Source organism: Nonomuraea sp. NPDC049486, from assembly GCF_040676925.1.
GTDB classification, from domain to species: Bacteria; Actinomycetota; Actinomycetes; order Streptosporangiales; family Streptosporangiaceae; genus Nonomuraea; species Nonomuraea ferruginea.
On sequence record NZ_JBFAPV010000002.1, the window covers coordinates 664518 to 679706 of the forward strand.

Here is a 15189-nt window from a genome sequence, read left to right on the forward strand (position 1 = left end):
TGAGCAGCGTCACGTCAACGTGAGAGCGTACAGGGCGATCGCCGCGAAATCGTCGGCCGGTTCGGAGGCCTGCCAGGAGCGCACGTCGTCGACGAAGCGGCTGCCGTGGCCGGTGAACCGCTCGTAGCGGTCGGTGCCGTCCGCCGGGCAGGGCGGCATCTCCTCGAAGTGCCCGCCGAGGCCGTCCTCGAACAGCCCGGCGTCGTTGGGCCCGTTGACGACCGCGCCGGTGGCGGGCCTGCCGGTGATGTTGGCGATCTGGTGGTGCGGGCAGGCGATCGCGTTCTCGCCCACTCCGGCGACGAAGGACACGCCCCACGGGTTCGCGCCGAGCGCCCAGTTGCGCTGCGCCGTGCCGAAGGCGTCGTAGGAGCGGTCGCCGGTCACCGACCGGTACAGGTGCGCGGTGGCGGCCAGGCCGAAAGCATGCGGTACGGAGTCGAACGTGTCATAGAGAGCCCCCGCCCGGAACGGGTCGGCGGCGGCGCGGCGGGCGCCGAGGTCGAGCTGGGCCCGCAGCCCGGCGACCAGGTCGGCCTCGGTGACGGCGAGTCCCTCGGCCCGGGAAGCGCGGATGGCCCTGATCAGGTCGGCGTGGGCCAGAGCGCTCACGTCGTAAAGGTTGAGCGTGTCGCCCTGCTCCTCGTCGAGGTAACCGCGCGCCCAGCGGGCCGAGTCCGCCAGCCACCGTCCGGCGCGCGGGTCGCGCAGGCGCTGCGCGGCCAGGGCCAGCTCGGCGGCGCCGAGCTGCATGTCGTCGCGCCACACGCTCTCCGGGTAGAAGGCGTGCGGCAGGGAGGTCACCAGCCGGTCCACGCCGGTGGTCCGGGCCATCGCGTAGACGGACGCGGCCTGGTCGAGCAGGCGGGCGGCGCGCGCCCTGGACGGTTCGAGCTGGGCGGCCAGCGCGAAGGCGGCGGCAGTGCGCCCGGCCAGGTTCGGGCTGATCGGCTCGCCGGGATCGGCGGCGCGGAAGACCGGGCGGTCGCGGATGAACTGGTGACCTTCGGCGTCGTCGCCGTCGTCGGCCTCGGGCAGCCGCCAGATGTCGTGGTCGCCGACGAACGTGCCCTCGGCGTCGCCGGCGCCGATGCCGACCTGGATGTAGAGCGTCTTCGACTCCTCATCCCACATCTTGTCCAGATATTTCAGGCCATGAGCTGCTTCCTTCCTCAAGGCCGGGCTGCTCGCGCCGTCCCGCTGGGCCGCCCACAACAGCGTGTCCACGTACGCCAGGATGTGGGTGAACTTGAGGTAGTCGCCCGCGTCGAACCAGCCGCCCTCGACGTCGACCGGGCCGCCGATCCGCGTCAGACCGCCCTTGATCTGGTCGGTGTCCGGGCCGGTGAACTCGGGCCACGCGTAGACGGAGGCGGCCCGGTCGTTGAGATGGCTCGGCCGGCGCACCGCGTCGGCGCCGTCGCGCTGCAGGCCGAGGAAACCCAGCACCTTGGCCGCCGGGTTCCGCGACGGCGCGATCTCGAACTCGGCCGACGTCGCCCCTCCCGCCTTGATCCGGTAGCGGCCGGGCGTGCGCAGCCGGGTCAGGTCGAGGTCGTGGACGTGCGGGTAGCGGCTGTTCCAGGCGCCCCGGTCAGGGCCGGCCCGCCCGGTGAGCACCGTCCGCCCGCGCCCGTCGACCACGGTGAAGCGCCCGGCGGGGCCGCTCGTCATCAGGTACGCGTGCTTGCTCTCGCCCGGCAGGTAACCGACCTGATCCACCCGGATCAGCCCGGTCGCGTCGGCCTGGCGGGCGGGCTGGTCGGTGGCCGCGGCGGGACCGTTCACGGTGGCCAGCAGCGCCAGCGCGAGCGCGGCGGGGATCAGCTTCCTCACGTGCTCCTCCTGAAGTGTTCGCGAACTCGGGTGTGCGCGGCCTCGGCCGCGCCGAGCAGGTCCAGCCCGGCCAGGGCGGCGCCCGCGACCGGGGGAAGGGCGGTGACGAGGACGCGCGCGTGCGGCGCGCTCGCGCCGAGCGAGGTCTCGATCAGTCCGTGCAGGTACGGGTCGCGCGCGGTCAGCACGCTGCCGCCGAGCACGACCTCGGCGGGCGTGTCCAGCAGGCCGAGCCGGTCCAGGCACACCCTGGCCATCACCGCGACCTCGTCGGCCTGCCGCGCGACCAGGCCCCTGGCCACGGCATCGCCGCCTGCCGCGACGGCGAACAGGCCCGGCACCAGTTCGTGGAGCCGGGCCGGGTCCAGCTCGCCGAAGTGCAGGGCGAGCACCACCTCCGTGACGCTCGCCGTGCCGAACCGCGTGCGGACCAGCTCGGCCAGCGCCGTGTCCGGGCCGCGCCCGTCCTCCGCGCGGGCGGCATGCCAGAGCACGTGCTCGGCCAGGTCCTCGCCGCCGCCCCAGTCGCCGCTGCGCCTGCCGAGCGCGGGGAAGCGGGCCACCTCGCCGGTGGGGGAGACGCCGGCGGCGTTCATGCCGGCCCCGCACACCACGACGACGCCCCACGGCCGGGACGCGCCCGCGCGCAGCACCGCGAAGGTGTCGTTGGCCACCGACACCTCGCCCGCGCACCCGCGCGCCAGGAACTCCGCGCGCAGCGCCTCCTCCTCGCGCGGGAAGTCGGCGCCGGCCAGGAAGGCCGCAAGGACGTCGGCGTACGGCGCGGCCATGCCGTCGCGCAGCGCCAGGGCGGCGCGCTCCACCACGTCGGCGGCGGCGCTCACTCCGGCGCTCTGCGGCACGAACGGCCCGGCCCGGCCGGTGGCGAGCACGGTGCCGTCCTCGGCCACCAGCGCGAGGTCGGTCTTGCTGTTGCCGCCGTCGACCGCCAGGATCGTCCTCAACGGGTCCCCGCCCAGGGCAGATGCGCGCGGTTGGCCTCCAGCAGCAGCCCGGTCAGCTCGCGCGCCAGATGCTCCTGGCCGACGAGCGGGTGGGCGAGCAGCGCGTCGGCGACCCGTTCGCGCCCGCCGCGCAGGGCGGCTTCGAGGGCGAGCGTCTCGTACGCCGAGACGTGCGCGACGAGCCCGGCGTACAGCGGCTCAAGAGGGGCGACCGGCAGCGGCTCCGCGCCCGAGGCGGTGATCCTGGCGGGCACCTCGACGACCGCCTCGTCCGGCAGGAACGGCAGCACGCCGCCGTTGCGCGCGTTGACGACCTGGACGTCGCCGCGGTCGCCGAGCAGCGAGGCGATGAGCGCCACCGCGGCCTCGGAGTAGAACGCGCCGCCCCGCTGCCCCAGCAGCTCCGGCTTGGCCGTCACCGCCGGGTCGGCGTACAGGGCCAGCAGCTCCCGCTCGATCTCCGCCACCCGCGCCGCGCGCGACGGCTCGGTCCGCTGCTCGGCCACCACCAGGTCGTGAGCGTAGAAGTAACGCAGGTAGTACGACGGCACCGCGCCCAGCCTGGTGATCAGCTCGACCGGCAGCCCGACGTCGGCCGCGATCTCCCGGCCGTGCTCCCGGATCAGGCCGGGGAGCACGTCCTCGCCGTCCAGGAGGACCGACCGCACCCAGGTGAGGTGGTTGAGCCCGGCGTGCCCGAGCGACACCCGCGACGGGTCGGCGCCCAGCGTGGCCGCGAAGCGGCGCTGGAAGCCGATCGCCACGTTGCACAGCCCGATCGCGCGGTGCCCGGCGTCCAGCAGCGCCCTGGTGACGATGCCGACCGGGTTGGTGAAGTCGACGATCCACGCACCGGGGGCGTGCCGGGCGACCGTCTCGGCGATGTCCAGCACCACCGGCACCGTCCGCAGCGCCTTGGCCAGCCCGCCCGCGCCCGTCGTCTCCTGGCCGACGCAGCCGCAGCGTGGCGGCAGCGTCTCGTCCACCTCGCGCGCCGCCTGCCCGCCCACCCGGAGCTGCAGCAGCACGACCGCCGCCCCCTCGACCCCCGCCCGCACGTCGCCGGTCGCGGTCACGGCGGCCGGGTGCCCGGCCGCCCGCAGCATCCGGCGGGCCATGCCCGCCACCGGTTCCAGCCGCTCCGCGGCCGGATCGACCAGGGCGAGCTCGGTCAGCGGCAGATCCTCCCTCAGCCGGGCGAACCCGTCGACCAGCTCCGGCGTGTACGTCGAGCCGCCCCCGACCACGGCGAGCTTCAACCCTTCACCCCCGTCAATGTCACGCCCTCGATGAAGACCCGCTGGGCGAAGAGGAAAACGATGATCACCGGGGCGGTCACCAGCAGGGTGGCGGCCATGGTGAGGTTCCACTGCACGCTGTGGAAGGCCTTGAAGGTGGCCAGCCCGAGGGACAGGGTCCACCCCTCCTGGTCGACCCCGGCGTACAGCAGCGGCCCGTAGTAGTCGTTCCAGCAGTAGAAGAACGAGAACAGCGCCACCGCCGCGATCGCGGGGCGGGCCATCGGCAGGATGACGCGGAACAGGATCCGCACGTCCGAGCAGCCGTCCACCTTGGCCGCGTCGGTGTAGTCGCGCGGGATCGTGATGAGGAACTGGCGCAGCAGGAAGATCGAGAACGCGTCGCCGAAGAGCATCGGCAGGATCAGCGGCCACAGCGAGTCCGTCAGGTCCAGCCGCGCCCACACCAGGTAGATCGGCACCGCCACGACCTGCGGCGGCAGCATCATCGCGCTGATCACCACGAGGAACGCCGCCTTGCGGCCGCGGAAGCGGAAGCGGGACAGGGCGTAGGCCGCCGGGATGGACGACACCAGCATGAACACCGTCGCCAGCGACGCGTACAGGAACGTGTTGAGCGTCCAGGTGAGCAGCTCCGAGCGGGCGAAGACGTCGGCGAAGTTGGCCCAGTTCCACTGTTCGGGCCAGAGCCGGCTGGTGAGAGCCTGCTCGTCCGTCATGAGCGCGGTCAGGGTCACGAACGCGACCGGCCCGAGGAACATCAGCGCCAGCGCGATGGCCAGCGAGTGCTGGGCGACCCACATCAGGCGGCGCCTCACGACGTCACCTCCGCCTTGCCGAACTGACGCAGCAGGATCAGCGTGAACAGCATCGCGACCGCGAACAGCAGCAGCGCGTGCACGCACGCCAGCCCCATCGACCAGTCGCGGAACCCGGTGTGGAACAGGTGCTGGGGCAGGGTGAGCAGCGAGCCGTCCGGATAGCCGGGGGTGAACGTGGTGCCGGCCGAGTCGGTCGCGCCGGACGCCACCCGGGAGGCGATCACCGCCTGGGTGAAGTACTGCACGGCGTAGATCACGCCGGTGACGGCGGAGAACATCAGCACGGGGGAGATCGTCGGCAGCGTGATGCTGCGGAACTGCCGCCAGGCGCCCGCTCCGTCGATCGCGGCGGCCTCGTACAGATGCCTGGGCACGTCCAGCAGCGCCGCCAGGAAGATCATGATGGTGTTGCCGGCGCCCCACAGGGCGAGCAGGGTGAGGCTGGGCTTGGCCCAGGCGGCGCTGCCGAACCAGTCGGGGCCGGCGATCCCGAACCAGGCCAGCAGCTGGTTGACCGGGCCCGTCGCCGGGTTGAGCAGGTAGACGAAGGCGACCGTGCCCGCCACCATCGGCACCAGCGACGGCAGGTAGAAGATCGTCCGCAGGATCCCGCCGCCGCTCTTCAGCTTGGCCAGCAGCTGCGCCACGCCCAGCGCGAACACCACCTGGGCCGGGACCATGAACACCACGAGCCAGAGGGTGTTCAGCGCCGACTGCAGCACGCGCGGGTCGGAGAAGGCGTAGCGGTAGTTGTCCAGGCCGATGAACTCCAGCGTGAACAGGTCGTACCGGTGGAAGGAGAAGTAGACCGTGGACAGGAGCGGGTAGACGAAGAAGACCGCCACGCCGGCGATCCACGGCGACAGCCACAGCAGGGCGCGCAGGCCCTCGCCGGGCCGCCGGCGCGACGGCCGGGCGAGGGCGTGCCCGCGCCGCGCGACGTGGGTGGAGGCCATCATCAGCCCCCGGACAGCTTCAGCTTGTCGTCGATCCGCTTGTCCACCCCGGCCAGCCCGGCGTCGAGGTCCTTGACCGCGCCCTTCTCCCACTGGATGAGGAAGGTGGAGAAGGCGTCCTGGTTGAAGACGCTGTTGACGCTGGCCGGCATCGACGTCGTCTTCGGGTGGTTGAAGATGTCGAGGAACGTCGCGAAGTTCGCGTCCTTGGCCAGGTCCGGGTGCTCCATGGCGGCCTTGGTGGTCGGTACGTTACGCAGCGCGTTCGACAGCGTCACCAGCGACTCGGTGTCCGTGGTGAGGTGCTTGACCAGCTCCCAGGCGTGCTGCGGGTGCGCGGCGCCCCTCGGCACGCCGATCACCGTGCCGGCGGTGAAGCCGCTGCCGTACAGCTCGGGCTTGTCGTCGGCGACGGGCAGCGGGGCGGTGCCGTAGTCCAGGTCCTTGGCTTCGGGGTCGTTGGCGATCATGGCGTTGCGCCACTCGCCGTCGAGGATCATGGCGACCTTGCCCTCGAAGAACGGGTGCTCGGCGCCCCACTCGTCGCCCAGGCCCTTGCGGAACTTCTCCAGCTTGTCGTAGCCGTACCAGTCGACCAGCTCCTTCTGCCACCGCAGCAGCTGTTTCCACGCCGGGTCGGAGCCGATGGCCGAGGTGCCGTCGTCCTCGTACCACTTCGCGCCGACCATCGGGCCGAGGTGGCTGGGGGAGTTCTCGTAGTACTGGAAGCTCGGGATGAACCCGGCGACCTCGATGTTCCCGTCAGCGTCGCGGACCGTGAGCTTCTTGGTCAGCTCGGTCAGCTCCGACAGGGTCTTCGGCGGCTGCTCGCCCTTCATCAGCGCCTTGTTGTAGTAGAGCCCGTACGCGTCCGCGAGCAGCGGCATCGTGCACCGCCTGCCCTCGAACTCGGTGTAGGCGCGGGCCGCGGCCGGGAGCAAGCCCAGATCGATGCCGTCCTGCTCGATGACCGCGGTGAGGTCCTGGAACGCGCCGCTCCTGCACCACTGGGCGACGTTGTCGGTGGTGAACGAGGCCGCCACGTCGGGCGCCTTGCCGCCGCGGATCGCCTGGGTGATCTGGGCGTCCTGGATGCCCTTCTTCGTGGTGACCTTGATCTGCGGGAACTTCGCCGTGAAGCCCGCGACCGCCTCCTCGAAGGCCTTCGTCTCGACGTCGGTGGAGAAGCCGTGCCACAGCTCCAGCGTGGCGGGGGGCAGCGCGGCGGCGGCGGGACCGGTGCCGCTCGCGGCGGGCTGGGCGCCGAGCGACGGCGGTGCCTCCTTGCCCGCGGTGCATGCGGTGAGCGACAGGGCCAGCAGCCCGGCCGCCACGAGAGGGACGAAGCGCACGAGGGTCTCCTATGAGCTGGTGTGGGGGGTTACGTCGTCCACCAAGAGATAGTAAAGCTTCCTAACTCAACGGTGACGGTAAGCGGGCAGCCCGAAGCGGTCAAGGCCCGAAACCAACGCGTGACGCCACCCAAGGCGAGCGGTACGGAGCGTCAAGGGTAAGAATGTTGACTATCGAGAGGCCGGTCAGCCGATGACGAGGAAGTCGGACCCATCAGCGGACCGGCGCAGCCGGCCGACGGCGCGGAAGAAGCGACTCCCGTGCGGATAGCGGGTCTGCAACCAGCCGTCGGACCGGGTGATGCCCGCTTCCTTGAGGTCATGCCGGATGCGGTCCGCGAGCATCGCGGCGACGGCCGGGCCGTGGCTCGTGCGGGTGATCTGGAACTCGGTGAACCCGCACGAGTCGGGCGCCGGCTGCTGGAACTGGACCTCCACCGCGCCGAGCACGTCGCCGGCGGTCACCTCGCCGAGCGGTCGCCTGCTGTGGTGCCAATGGTAGAACTTCCAGAACCGCTCGTCGTCCATCGGCCCCGCCTCGCGCACCCGTACCCGGCCGTCCTCGTCCATCACGGCGATGTAGAGCACGCGGTTGTCAGAGCACGGCTTGTCTCTGAAGTGGTGGCGCGAGCAGAGAGGATCCCAGTGGTAGGCGAACCACATCAGCGACGCGGCGAGATCGGGATGGCCGCCGGCCCACCGGTCGTCGAAGAAGAACCACTGCTCACGTGTCTCGCCCCATTCCGCGATGAGCATCTGGACCACATGCTCGTCCACGTGGATGACCGTGCCTTCGCGGACGCGGGCGGTCCGGATCAGCTCCAGCGCCGCCGCGTGGGAGCTGAGGTCGGCGAGGTAGTCGTCCGGCGGCTCGGCATAGCCGGGCCATCGGTTGCAGCGCTCCAGCGCCGCCGCGATGCCGTCCTCGTCCGGCGCGATCAGCGACCGTAACACCATCAGTTCCAGCGGCCATTCGCCGGTGGTGCCGAGCGAGCGCAGCGCGGCGGCGAACTCCGGGAGCCGGACGCCCCGGAAGGCGTAGGTGTCGTCCCGTCCGATGCTGAAGTGCCTCGCCCTGCAGGTGAGCAGGACCGCGTAGACGGTGCCCGTCCCGGACGATCCGGCCAGGTCGACGGTCTTCCACGGTGGTGTGAACCCGCCGGCGGGGGTGTTCACGGTCGCGGGCAGCGGCCCGTCGTGCACGGCGTAGGACCAGAGGCCGGGGCTGGCCGCCACGGCGGAGTCGTCGACGAGGTAGTACGCCACCTCATACCAGAGGGAGTCGGCGAGCACGCGCACGCTCCGGGCGTCGACGTTGCACTGCTGGAGTTCCGACACCCGGGTCCGGGCCAGGGTGCGCAGTTCCTCCATGCTCCGCGGCGGTGCGCCGCCTTCGAAGAGGGCCGCTAGATACCAGACGTTCGTGCCCAGTTCGCGCTCGAACCACTCGTACGGGTCCCCGGCGGTGGCGTCCTCCCATACGTCATGGACCCACTCCAGCACCGTCGGCTGGGGCATCCGCCACACGCGCTTGCCGAGAACGCCCTGGTCCCATGAGCGGTAGATCAGGTACACGGTGGCCTGCCCTGGAGATCGCCGGAAAGGCGATCTTAACCGTGCGGGTAGTCGCCGGCCGCTTCCTGGAACGCCGGGGGATCTCCACGCGGGCGTATCAAGATCGGCAGGAGGCGTTTCTGGACCCGGCCCGGCGGCTCGGCGAGGATGAGGTCATGGCGGAGAAGCGATCAGCGCGGCCGAAAGGTGGCCCGGACTGGACGGCCGTGAGCGCTATGGCGACCGCGGCTGCCGCCGTGGTCGCCCTGGTCGCGTACCTGATGCCGCAGCCCCCGCAGCCCGGTCCGGAACCCACCCCCTCGGCCGCCCAGTCCTCACCGGATCCCGCGCCCACCTCGCCCGCACCGCAGACCTCGAGCCCTCCGCCCGAGCCCAGCACCCCCGAATCCGGCACCCCCGAATCCGGCACCCCCGAATCCAGCACTCCCGAATCCAGCACTCCCGAATTGCCGGTGCCGAGCTCCACCCCGGTGGCCGAGGAGCCCCCCGCAACGCTGTCAGCGGTCCGGCCCGCCGGCTGCGACGAAACGGAGACGGCGCTGGCCACATACCGCCGGGACGCCGGGACCACCCGCGCAGGCCAGGCAGCCGCGGCCCGCCAGGCATACCAGGACCTGATGGGCGCGGGCCTCGACGCGCAAGGAGCGGTGGGAGCGACCATCCGCCGGCTGGCGAACGAGTTCCAGGAGCTGAACTTCCGCCTGACCGGTATGACGGGTGGCGATCCCAACCAGGTGATCGCGGACATCAACGCGGACTTCGCCGACCTCAGGAGACTGTGCTGACCTGACGGCAGGTCGCAGCCCGCACTGGCCGTACGCGGAGAACGCCTCCGGCATCACTACCGGAAGCACTCTCCCTTCTGAGGGCTATGGCTGAGGACGTTGGATGCCGTGGTGATCGAGCAGCAGGCCCACGCCGTATTCGAGACGGACCAGCCGCTCGTCCATGCCGGTCAGTCGTTCGTCCATGGCCGCGAGCCGATTCGTGTGTTCCCCCTGAACCGCTTTGACCTCGGAGAGGTCCCGGCCGGTTTGGAAAGCCCAAGACTCCAAGGCGCTCACACGCTCCTCCGTGCTCTTGGTGCTCAAGTCGATCTCCCTTACCGTGGGGGGCAGGGACCTGGCTGATGACCGCAGTCAGGTCCCGGCTGTCGTCAAGGTTAGTCGGTGCCTGGCTGGTCGCCGAGAGACCACGAGGCGGCAGTCCGGTGCGGTCGCTCGGCAACCGTCGCCGGACACCTGAGGTAATGAACACTTTACCCAACGTGACGACAAGCTCGGGCGCGTCACCGCCTGCTGCGCCGCTTGGCGGCATACGGCAGGACGAACAGGTACAGGCCGGTGGGCAGGAGCAGGGCAAGGGGGAGGAGCGGCAGGTAGTAGATCCACTCGGCCGGCCCCTCCTGCCCCGCGACGGCGATGGCGACGACGGTGACGACGACGGTCACCGTGAAGGTCATGGACAGCCAGCGGTGCGCCCGCCGGACCCACGTGTTCCCGTTCATGGCTCTCCTTGCGAGACGAGCGACCCCGCTCCGGTGAGCGGGGACATCCATGACGATCACGCTAGGCGCGGCGCGGTGGCCGCCGCTTCTCCGTTCCTGACCGTTCAGCTGGGCGCGCGGGCGGCTCAGGGGGCGAGGATACGGCGGAGCCAGCGCATCCGGGGCACACCGGCGTCCTGGGAGATCGCGGCGTGCGGGACGATGCCTTCGAAGCCGTGGAACCCGCCCGGCCAGACGTGCAGCTCGGCCTGGCCGCCGGCCTGCCAGATGCGGGTGGCGTAGGCGACGTCCTCGTCGCGGAAGGTCTCGGCCGAGCCGACGTCGATGAAGGCCGGGGGCAGCCCCGACAGGTCGGTGGCCCGGGCCGGGGCGGCGTAGGGGGAGACGTCGGGGCCGCCGCGCCGGTCGCCGAGCAGGGCGGTCCAGCCGATCTCGTTGGCCGCGTGGTCCCAGATGCCGAGACCGGCCATCTGCAGGGACGAGGGGGTGTCGTTGCGGTCGTCCAGCATCGGGCACATCAGCATCTGCCCCACCAGGGCCGGGCCCTCGCGGTCGCGGGCCAGCAGGGCCACGGCCGCCGCGAGCCCGCCGCCCGCGCTGCCTCCGGCCACGAGGATGCGGGCCGGGTCGATGCCCAGCTCGGCGGCGTGCTCGGCGGTCCACACCAGACCCGCGTAGCAGTCTTCCACCGGGGCCGGGTGCGGGTGCTCGGGCGCGAGCCGGTACTCGACCGACACGAGCACCAGACGCAGCTCCTGCGCCACGTCCAGCAGCGAGTCCAGGCCGACGAGCCGGTTCCCGCCGATCATGCCGCCGCCGTGGATGTTGTAGATGGCCGCCAGCGGAGTGGTGGCGCCGGTGGGGCGGCAGATGAGCAGGGTGACGTCGGGCGCTCCGGCCGGGCCGGGCACCTCGCGCTCCTCCACGTCGAACGCCCCGTCGCGACTGAGCTGCTCGGCGGTGGGCACCGGCATCAGGGCCGAGTTCGCGCGCAGCGCGGGGATCTCGTCCAGCGACGTGAGCGGGGGCATGTGCTGCTGGATCAGGGTCAGGGCCGCGCCGAGTTCGGGGTCGAACGGCACCGGCGCGGCCGGCCGGGCGGGGGACTCGTCGATGCTCATCGGAGAACCTTTCGGTCGGACGTCGCGGCCGACTTGCCGCTGGGACCATGGTGGCCACGGCCGGGCCGGTGGATCGACCGCCAGATGGCGGGCCTTACCCGCCACTCGGCGGGTTTACCCGGGGACCCCGCCGATCGGCGGGCCTGCCCGGCTCGGGGTGGCGGGCCAGCCGCCGGAGTGCGAACGCGAGCTGCAGGCGCAGGCGGCCCTGCGGAGTGCGTACGTCCCAGCCCAGCAGGTGCTCGGCGTGGGTCATCCGTTCCTGCAGGGTGGAGTGGTGGATGGTCAGCTCCGTGGCGGCCGCGCGCAGGCTCTGGGCGTAGGCGACGGCGTGGAGGGTGACGAGAGTCCAGGGCGCCGCCGACCCGGCCCGCTCCAGGGCGAGGACGTCGGGGACCGCCTCGCCGTCCGGGCGGGCCGCGGCGGCGAGCACCATCAGCCCGCCCAGCTCGTCCGCGAACACCACGCGCGGGCCGGGATCCTGGGCGGATCCCTCGGCCGCCAGGCGCAGCGCGACGCGGGCCAGCCGCCACGACTCGGGAAGCTCCGGCACGGGCACGGCGGGGCCGACCCCCTGGCGCTTCTCGCCGGGCCGGTCAGTGATGATCACCGGGTCACGCTCGATCCGGGCCCGCCCGCCCTCCTCCGCGACCGCGCGGACCCGTACGTCGCCTGCCAGGTTGAGCCGCCGGGCGGCGATCAGGCGGGCCTGCGGCGGCGCGGCCGCGTCGAGGAGCAGCTCGACCAGGGCGGGATCCTCACCCGGCCGGGCGGGCGCGCGGCCCCAGGTGCGGTCGAGCACGTCGCGCGCCGCGGCGGCGGCCCGTTCGAGCACGATGGCGTCGACGGGCCCCGCTCGTCCGGGACGCTCCAGCCGGAGCGCCGCCGCTCCGCTGCCCACGTGGTGGGCGGGCCAGCCCGGGTCGGGCGCGGTCCGGTGGTCCTCGCGCTCGCCGTCGGCCCGTACGCGGATCCGCAGGTGGCGGTCGGGGTCGGAGAGGCAGGCGGGGCAACCGGCCAGCATGGCGGCGCCGCGCACGATCGCCTCCAGACCGGCATGGGCCTGGACGAGACGGTCGAAGTAGGCGATGACCCGCACCGCGGCCCCGGCCTCGGTGTCGAGCGCCGACACCCGGCCCACCAGCTCTCTCATCCCCTCAGCCTAGGTGAGCCGGACCACAGCGGTAGCGATCCGTGACGACCCGCTCTCACCCGGTCCCACACAGACCGGGCCACAGCTTGCCGGGAACGAGCCGGATCGTCCCGAGATTGCGCTAGTGTGCGGCGATGATCGCCAAGCCGCCCGGATGGCCCTTCGTGATCGTGTGGTCCACCTTGGCCCTAGTGATCATGTACTGGGCGAGCGTGCCCTTCTGGTACGGGGTCGAGATGCTCTTGGCGGTCGTCCTCGTCGGTCTTCCTCTGATGGTCTACTGGGCGCTGCGGTTCGCCCTGGCGGCTGACAGAGGCGGGGTCACCGGCCGGGCTGGACGCTGCCTGGCGCCCTGGTTGATCACCTGGGCGACCGTGGTCGCGCTGGCCTACAACGCCCCTTTCGCGCTGCGGTTCTCGCTGTCGGCGCCGGCCCTGGGCGCCTACGCGGAGAGGATCATGGAACGAGGGCCGATCCACTACGAGTCCTGCGAGTGGGCGGGGCTGTACCGGGTGTGCGGTGGAGGAGCCGAGCACGGAAGCCTGGACGGCGTGCCGGTCCCTGGCAGCGCCGGCTTCACGACGACGGAATGGGCCATCTACAGCAACACCGGCTTCGCCTGGCATCCAGGAGCCGTCCCGCAGGAAACCGCCGACGACATCTACGTGCGCATCGTGGGCGACTGGTACGGCTCCCGCGGCTGGGACGGGTGGTGATCACCTCAGGGCGGCGGCCTCCGAGGCGAGCTTCTCGACGCGGGACCAGTCGCCGGCGGACAGGGCGTCGGCCGGGGTGAGCCAGGTGCCGCCGACGCAGCCGACGTTCGGCAGGGCGAGGTAGTCGGGGGCGGTCGCCGGGCGGATGCCGCCCGTCGGGCAGAAGCGGACGTCCGGCAGCGGGCCCTGCAGGGACTTCAGGTACGCGACGCCGCCCGCCGCCTCGGCCGGGAAGAACTTCAGCTCCTTGATGCCCCGCTCCGCCAGCGCCATCGCCTCCGAGGCGGTGGCGGCGCCCGGCAGGTAGGGCAGGCCGCTGGACTCCATCGCCTCCACGAGCGACAGCGTCGTGCCGGGGGACACGAGGAAGCCCGCGCCGGCCTCCAGGGCGGCCGCGATGTCCCGCGAGTGGCGGATCGTGCCCGCGCCCACCTTGGCCTCGGGGACCTCGGCGGAGATCCGGGCGATGGTCTCCAGCGCGGGGGCCGTACGGAGCGTCACCTCGATCACGGGCAGGCCGCCGGCCACCAGCGCCCGCGCCATCGGCACGGCGGTCTCCACGTCGTCGATCACCACGACGGGGATCACGGGGGCGAGGTCGAGCAGGCTCATCGGGAACTCCTCAGGTACGGAAAACGCCCGGGACGCGGCGAGGCGCCCGGCGCACGGTGGTCGATCGGGACGGGCCACGCCGGCCGCCAGGCCCGCCACCGCGTGGGCCGGTGGGTGGCGTGGGCGGTCATCGGGTCGCCGGCGCGTGCTGGGTGAGCCAGGCGGCGGCGCCCGTCAGGGCGGGCTGCGGCGCGACGATGAGCGAGGTGCCGATCTCCGCCAGGTATGCGGACATGTCGGGATTAGTGGCGAACCTGGCACGGAAGTTGCTGGCGCACACGCGTTCCACGATACGGGGAAGGACGCCTCCGCCCAGGTAGACACCGCCCCGCGCGCCGAGAGTCAGCGCGACGTTCCCGGCGAAGCTCCCCAGCATCCCGCAGAACACCTCCACCGTCTCCGCGCACAGCGGGTCGCCGAGCCGCGCCACGATCTCCGAAGCGGCCAGGGACGGCGCCGCGACGCCGTTGACCCGGGCCAGCGCCCGGTGCAGGCGGGCCAGGCCGGGCCCCGACAGCACGTGCTCGGCCACCACCTGGTCCAGGCCCTCCGCACGGAGCGCCCGGACGATCTCCAGCTCCCTGTCGTCGGCCGCGGGCACCGTGACGTGACCGCCCTCGCCGGGGATCGGCACCCAGCCGTGATCGGTCGGCACCAGCCCGCCCACGCCGAGCCCGGTCCCGGGGCCGAGCACCGCCTTCACCCCGTACGAGGGCTCGGGGCCGCCCAGCGGCACCAGCTCGTCCGCGCGCAGGTGCGGCAGCGACACGGCCAGCGCCTCGAAGTCGTTGAGCAGTTTCACGTACGGGACGTCCAGGTCTCGCGTGGACCCGGCCCACGGTGAGTTCGTCAGCCGGTAGCGGTCCCCGTCGATCGGCCCGGCCACGGCCAGGCACGCCGCCCCCGGCCGCACCCCTCCCGCATGCTCGGAGAGATAGGCGGCCACGGCGTCGGGCAGCGTCGGGTAGACGGCCCCGGACAGCACCGCCACGTGTGACGGCGCGGCTCCTGGCGCCGTGACGAGACCGAACCGGGCGTTCGTCCCCCCGATGTCGGCGACCAGCCACGGCAGCTCCGGCGCCCTCATCGCGACCGTCCGGCGCGTGCCGAACAGCCGCAGGGCCGGGAGAAGCGCATGCCCCGCGAGAGCATGAGGCTCCCGCCGCTGAACGCCCGGAGGACGGGCCCGGCCAGGCGGTCGCCGCCGCCGTGGATGCATTCCGAGGGGTGGTGGCCGGGCGCGGCCGGGAGTTTCCCGCCGCTGGAGATGCCCTCCGAGGGCCGAAGGGCGGGCGTGCCCTCGGAGGGAGACCAGG

At 72.4% G+C, this 15189-nt stretch carries 15 protein-coding genes; 2 read left to right on the top strand and 13 right to left on the bottom strand.

All coding sequences use genetic code 11. The features are described 5' to 3' along the window. Positions 1-9 precede the first annotated feature (9 nt). The 7 genes from AB0K05_RS08010 to AB0K05_RS08040 form a co-directional block, all read right to left on the bottom strand. Positions 10-1836, bottom strand: coding sequence for a glycoside hydrolase family 9 protein (locus AB0K05_RS08010; protein ID WP_271280162.1), 1827 nt, complete (start codon positions 1834-1836; stop codon positions 10-12). Then, positions 1833-2801: a BadF/BadG/BcrA/BcrD ATPase family protein gene (locus tag AB0K05_RS08015; RefSeq protein ID WP_345482617.1), complete on the bottom strand. Its 969-nt coding sequence runs from the start codon at positions 2799-2801 to the stop codon at positions 1833-1835. Before AB0K05_RS08015 ends, AB0K05_RS08010 begins: the two co-directional genes overlap by 4 nt. Beyond that, complete coding sequence (locus tag AB0K05_RS08020) at positions 2798-4060, bottom strand: 6-phospho-beta-glucosidase (RefSeq protein WP_271277652.1); 1263 nt, start codon at positions 4058-4060, stop codon at positions 2798-2800. Before AB0K05_RS08020 ends, AB0K05_RS08015 begins: the two co-directional genes overlap by 4 nt. Then, positions 4057-4878 (bottom strand): carbohydrate ABC transporter permease, encoded by an 822-nt coding sequence (locus AB0K05_RS08025; RefSeq protein ID WP_271277653.1) that lies wholly within the window; start codon positions 4876-4878, stop codon positions 4057-4059. Before AB0K05_RS08025 ends, AB0K05_RS08020 begins: the two co-directional genes overlap by 4 nt. Continuing rightward, positions 4875-5840, bottom strand: coding sequence for a sugar ABC transporter permease (locus AB0K05_RS08030; protein WP_271277654.1), 966 nt, complete (start codon positions 5838-5840; stop codon positions 4875-4877). The genes AB0K05_RS08025 and AB0K05_RS08030 overlap by 4 nt, the downstream gene beginning before the upstream one ends. Further along, positions 5840-7189 (bottom strand): extracellular solute-binding protein, encoded by a 1350-nt coding sequence (locus tag AB0K05_RS08035; RefSeq protein ID WP_364227672.1) that lies wholly within the window; start codon positions 7187-7189, stop codon positions 5840-5842. The genes AB0K05_RS08030 and AB0K05_RS08035 overlap by 1 nt, the downstream gene beginning before the upstream one ends. Positions 7190-7375: 186 nt before the next feature. Then, the gene (locus tag AB0K05_RS08040) at positions 7376-8764 is read right to left on the bottom strand and encodes a hypothetical protein (RefSeq protein WP_364227675.1); all 1389 of its coding nucleotides are present in this window, start codon (positions 8762-8764) and stop codon (positions 7376-7378) included. Between the two features lie 215 nt (positions 8765-8979). Between AB0K05_RS08040 and AB0K05_RS08045 the strand changes: the two genes are divergently transcribed. Beyond that, positions 8980-9549: a hypothetical protein gene (locus AB0K05_RS08045; protein WP_364227678.1), complete on the top strand. Its 570-nt coding sequence runs from the start codon at positions 8980-8982 to the stop codon at positions 9547-9549. 84 nt (positions 9550-9633) lie between these two features. Here AB0K05_RS08045 and AB0K05_RS08050 read toward each other — a convergent pair whose 3' ends face one another. The 4 genes from AB0K05_RS08050 to AB0K05_RS08065 all read right to left on the bottom strand — a co-directional run bounded on the left by AB0K05_RS08050 (position 9634) and on the right by AB0K05_RS08065 (position 12545). Continuing rightward, entirely contained in the window at positions 9634-9855 is a 222-nt protein-coding gene (locus tag AB0K05_RS08050) for a hypothetical protein (protein WP_364227681.1), read from the bottom strand. Between the two features lie 197 nt (positions 9856-10052). Further along, complete coding sequence (locus AB0K05_RS08055; RefSeq protein ID WP_364227684.1) at positions 10053-10271, bottom strand: hypothetical protein; 219 nt, start codon at positions 10269-10271, stop codon at positions 10053-10055. A gap of 125 nt (positions 10272-10396) precedes the next feature. Further along, the gene (locus AB0K05_RS08060) at positions 10397-11392 is read right to left on the bottom strand and encodes an alpha/beta hydrolase (protein WP_219544583.1); all 996 of its coding nucleotides are present in this window, start codon (positions 11390-11392) and stop codon (positions 10397-10399) included. Positions 11393-11486: 94 nt separating this feature from the next. Further along, positions 11487-12545, bottom strand: coding sequence for a helix-turn-helix domain-containing protein (locus tag AB0K05_RS08065; protein ID WP_364227688.1), 1059 nt, complete (start codon positions 12543-12545; stop codon positions 11487-11489). 134 nt (positions 12546-12679) lie between these two features. On the opposite strand from AB0K05_RS08065, the gene AB0K05_RS08070 reads away from it, so the two are divergent. After that, the gene (locus tag AB0K05_RS08070) at positions 12680-13261 is read left to right on the top strand and encodes a hypothetical protein (RefSeq protein ID WP_219544585.1); all 582 of its coding nucleotides are present in this window, start codon (positions 12680-12682) and stop codon (positions 13259-13261) included. Here the strand turns inward: AB0K05_RS08070 and eda are convergent, their stop codons facing one another. Next, positions 13262-13873, bottom strand: a complete 612-nt coding sequence (gene eda, locus AB0K05_RS08075; protein ID WP_364227691.1) for a bifunctional 4-hydroxy-2-oxoglutarate aldolase/2-dehydro-3-deoxy-phosphogluconate aldolase — start codon at positions 13871-13873, stop codon at positions 13262-13264. Positions 13874-14000: 127 nt separating this feature from the next. Then, positions 14001-14960, bottom strand: coding sequence for a glucokinase (gene glk / locus AB0K05_RS08080; protein ID WP_364227694.1), 960 nt, complete (start codon positions 14958-14960; stop codon positions 14001-14003). Between the last annotated feature and the right edge of the window lie 229 nt (positions 14961-15189).

Coding starts and splice junctions, on each gene's coding strand:
- AB0K05_RS08060 (WP_219544583.1), bottom strand. CDS start 11,392: ATGAGCATCGACGAGTCCCCCGCCCGGCCGGCCGCGCCGGTGCCGTTC.
- AB0K05_RS08070 (WP_219544585.1), top strand. CDS start 12,680: ATGATCGCCAAGCCGCCCGGATGGCCCTTCGTGATCGTGTGGTCCACC.
- eda (WP_364227691.1), bottom strand. CDS start 13,873: ATGAGCCTGCTCGACCTCGCCCCCGTGATCCCCGTCGTGGTGATCGAC.
- AB0K05_RS08055 (WP_364227684.1), bottom strand. CDS start 10,271: ATGAACGGGAACACGTGGGTCCGGCGGGCGCACCGCTGGCTGTCCATG.
- AB0K05_RS08045 (WP_364227678.1), top strand. CDS start 8,980: ATGGCGACCGCGGCTGCCGCCGTGGTCGCCCTGGTCGCGTACCTGATG.
- glk (WP_364227694.1), bottom strand. CDS start 14,960: ATGAGGGCGCCGGAGCTGCCGTGGCTGGTCGCCGACATCGGGGGGACG.
- AB0K05_RS08030 (WP_271277654.1), bottom strand. CDS start 5,840: ATGATGGCCTCCACCCACGTCGCGCGGCGCGGGCACGCCCTCGCCCGG.
- AB0K05_RS08065 (WP_364227688.1), bottom strand. CDS start 12,545: ATGAGAGAGCTGGTGGGCCGGGTGTCGGCGCTCGACACCGAGGCCGGG.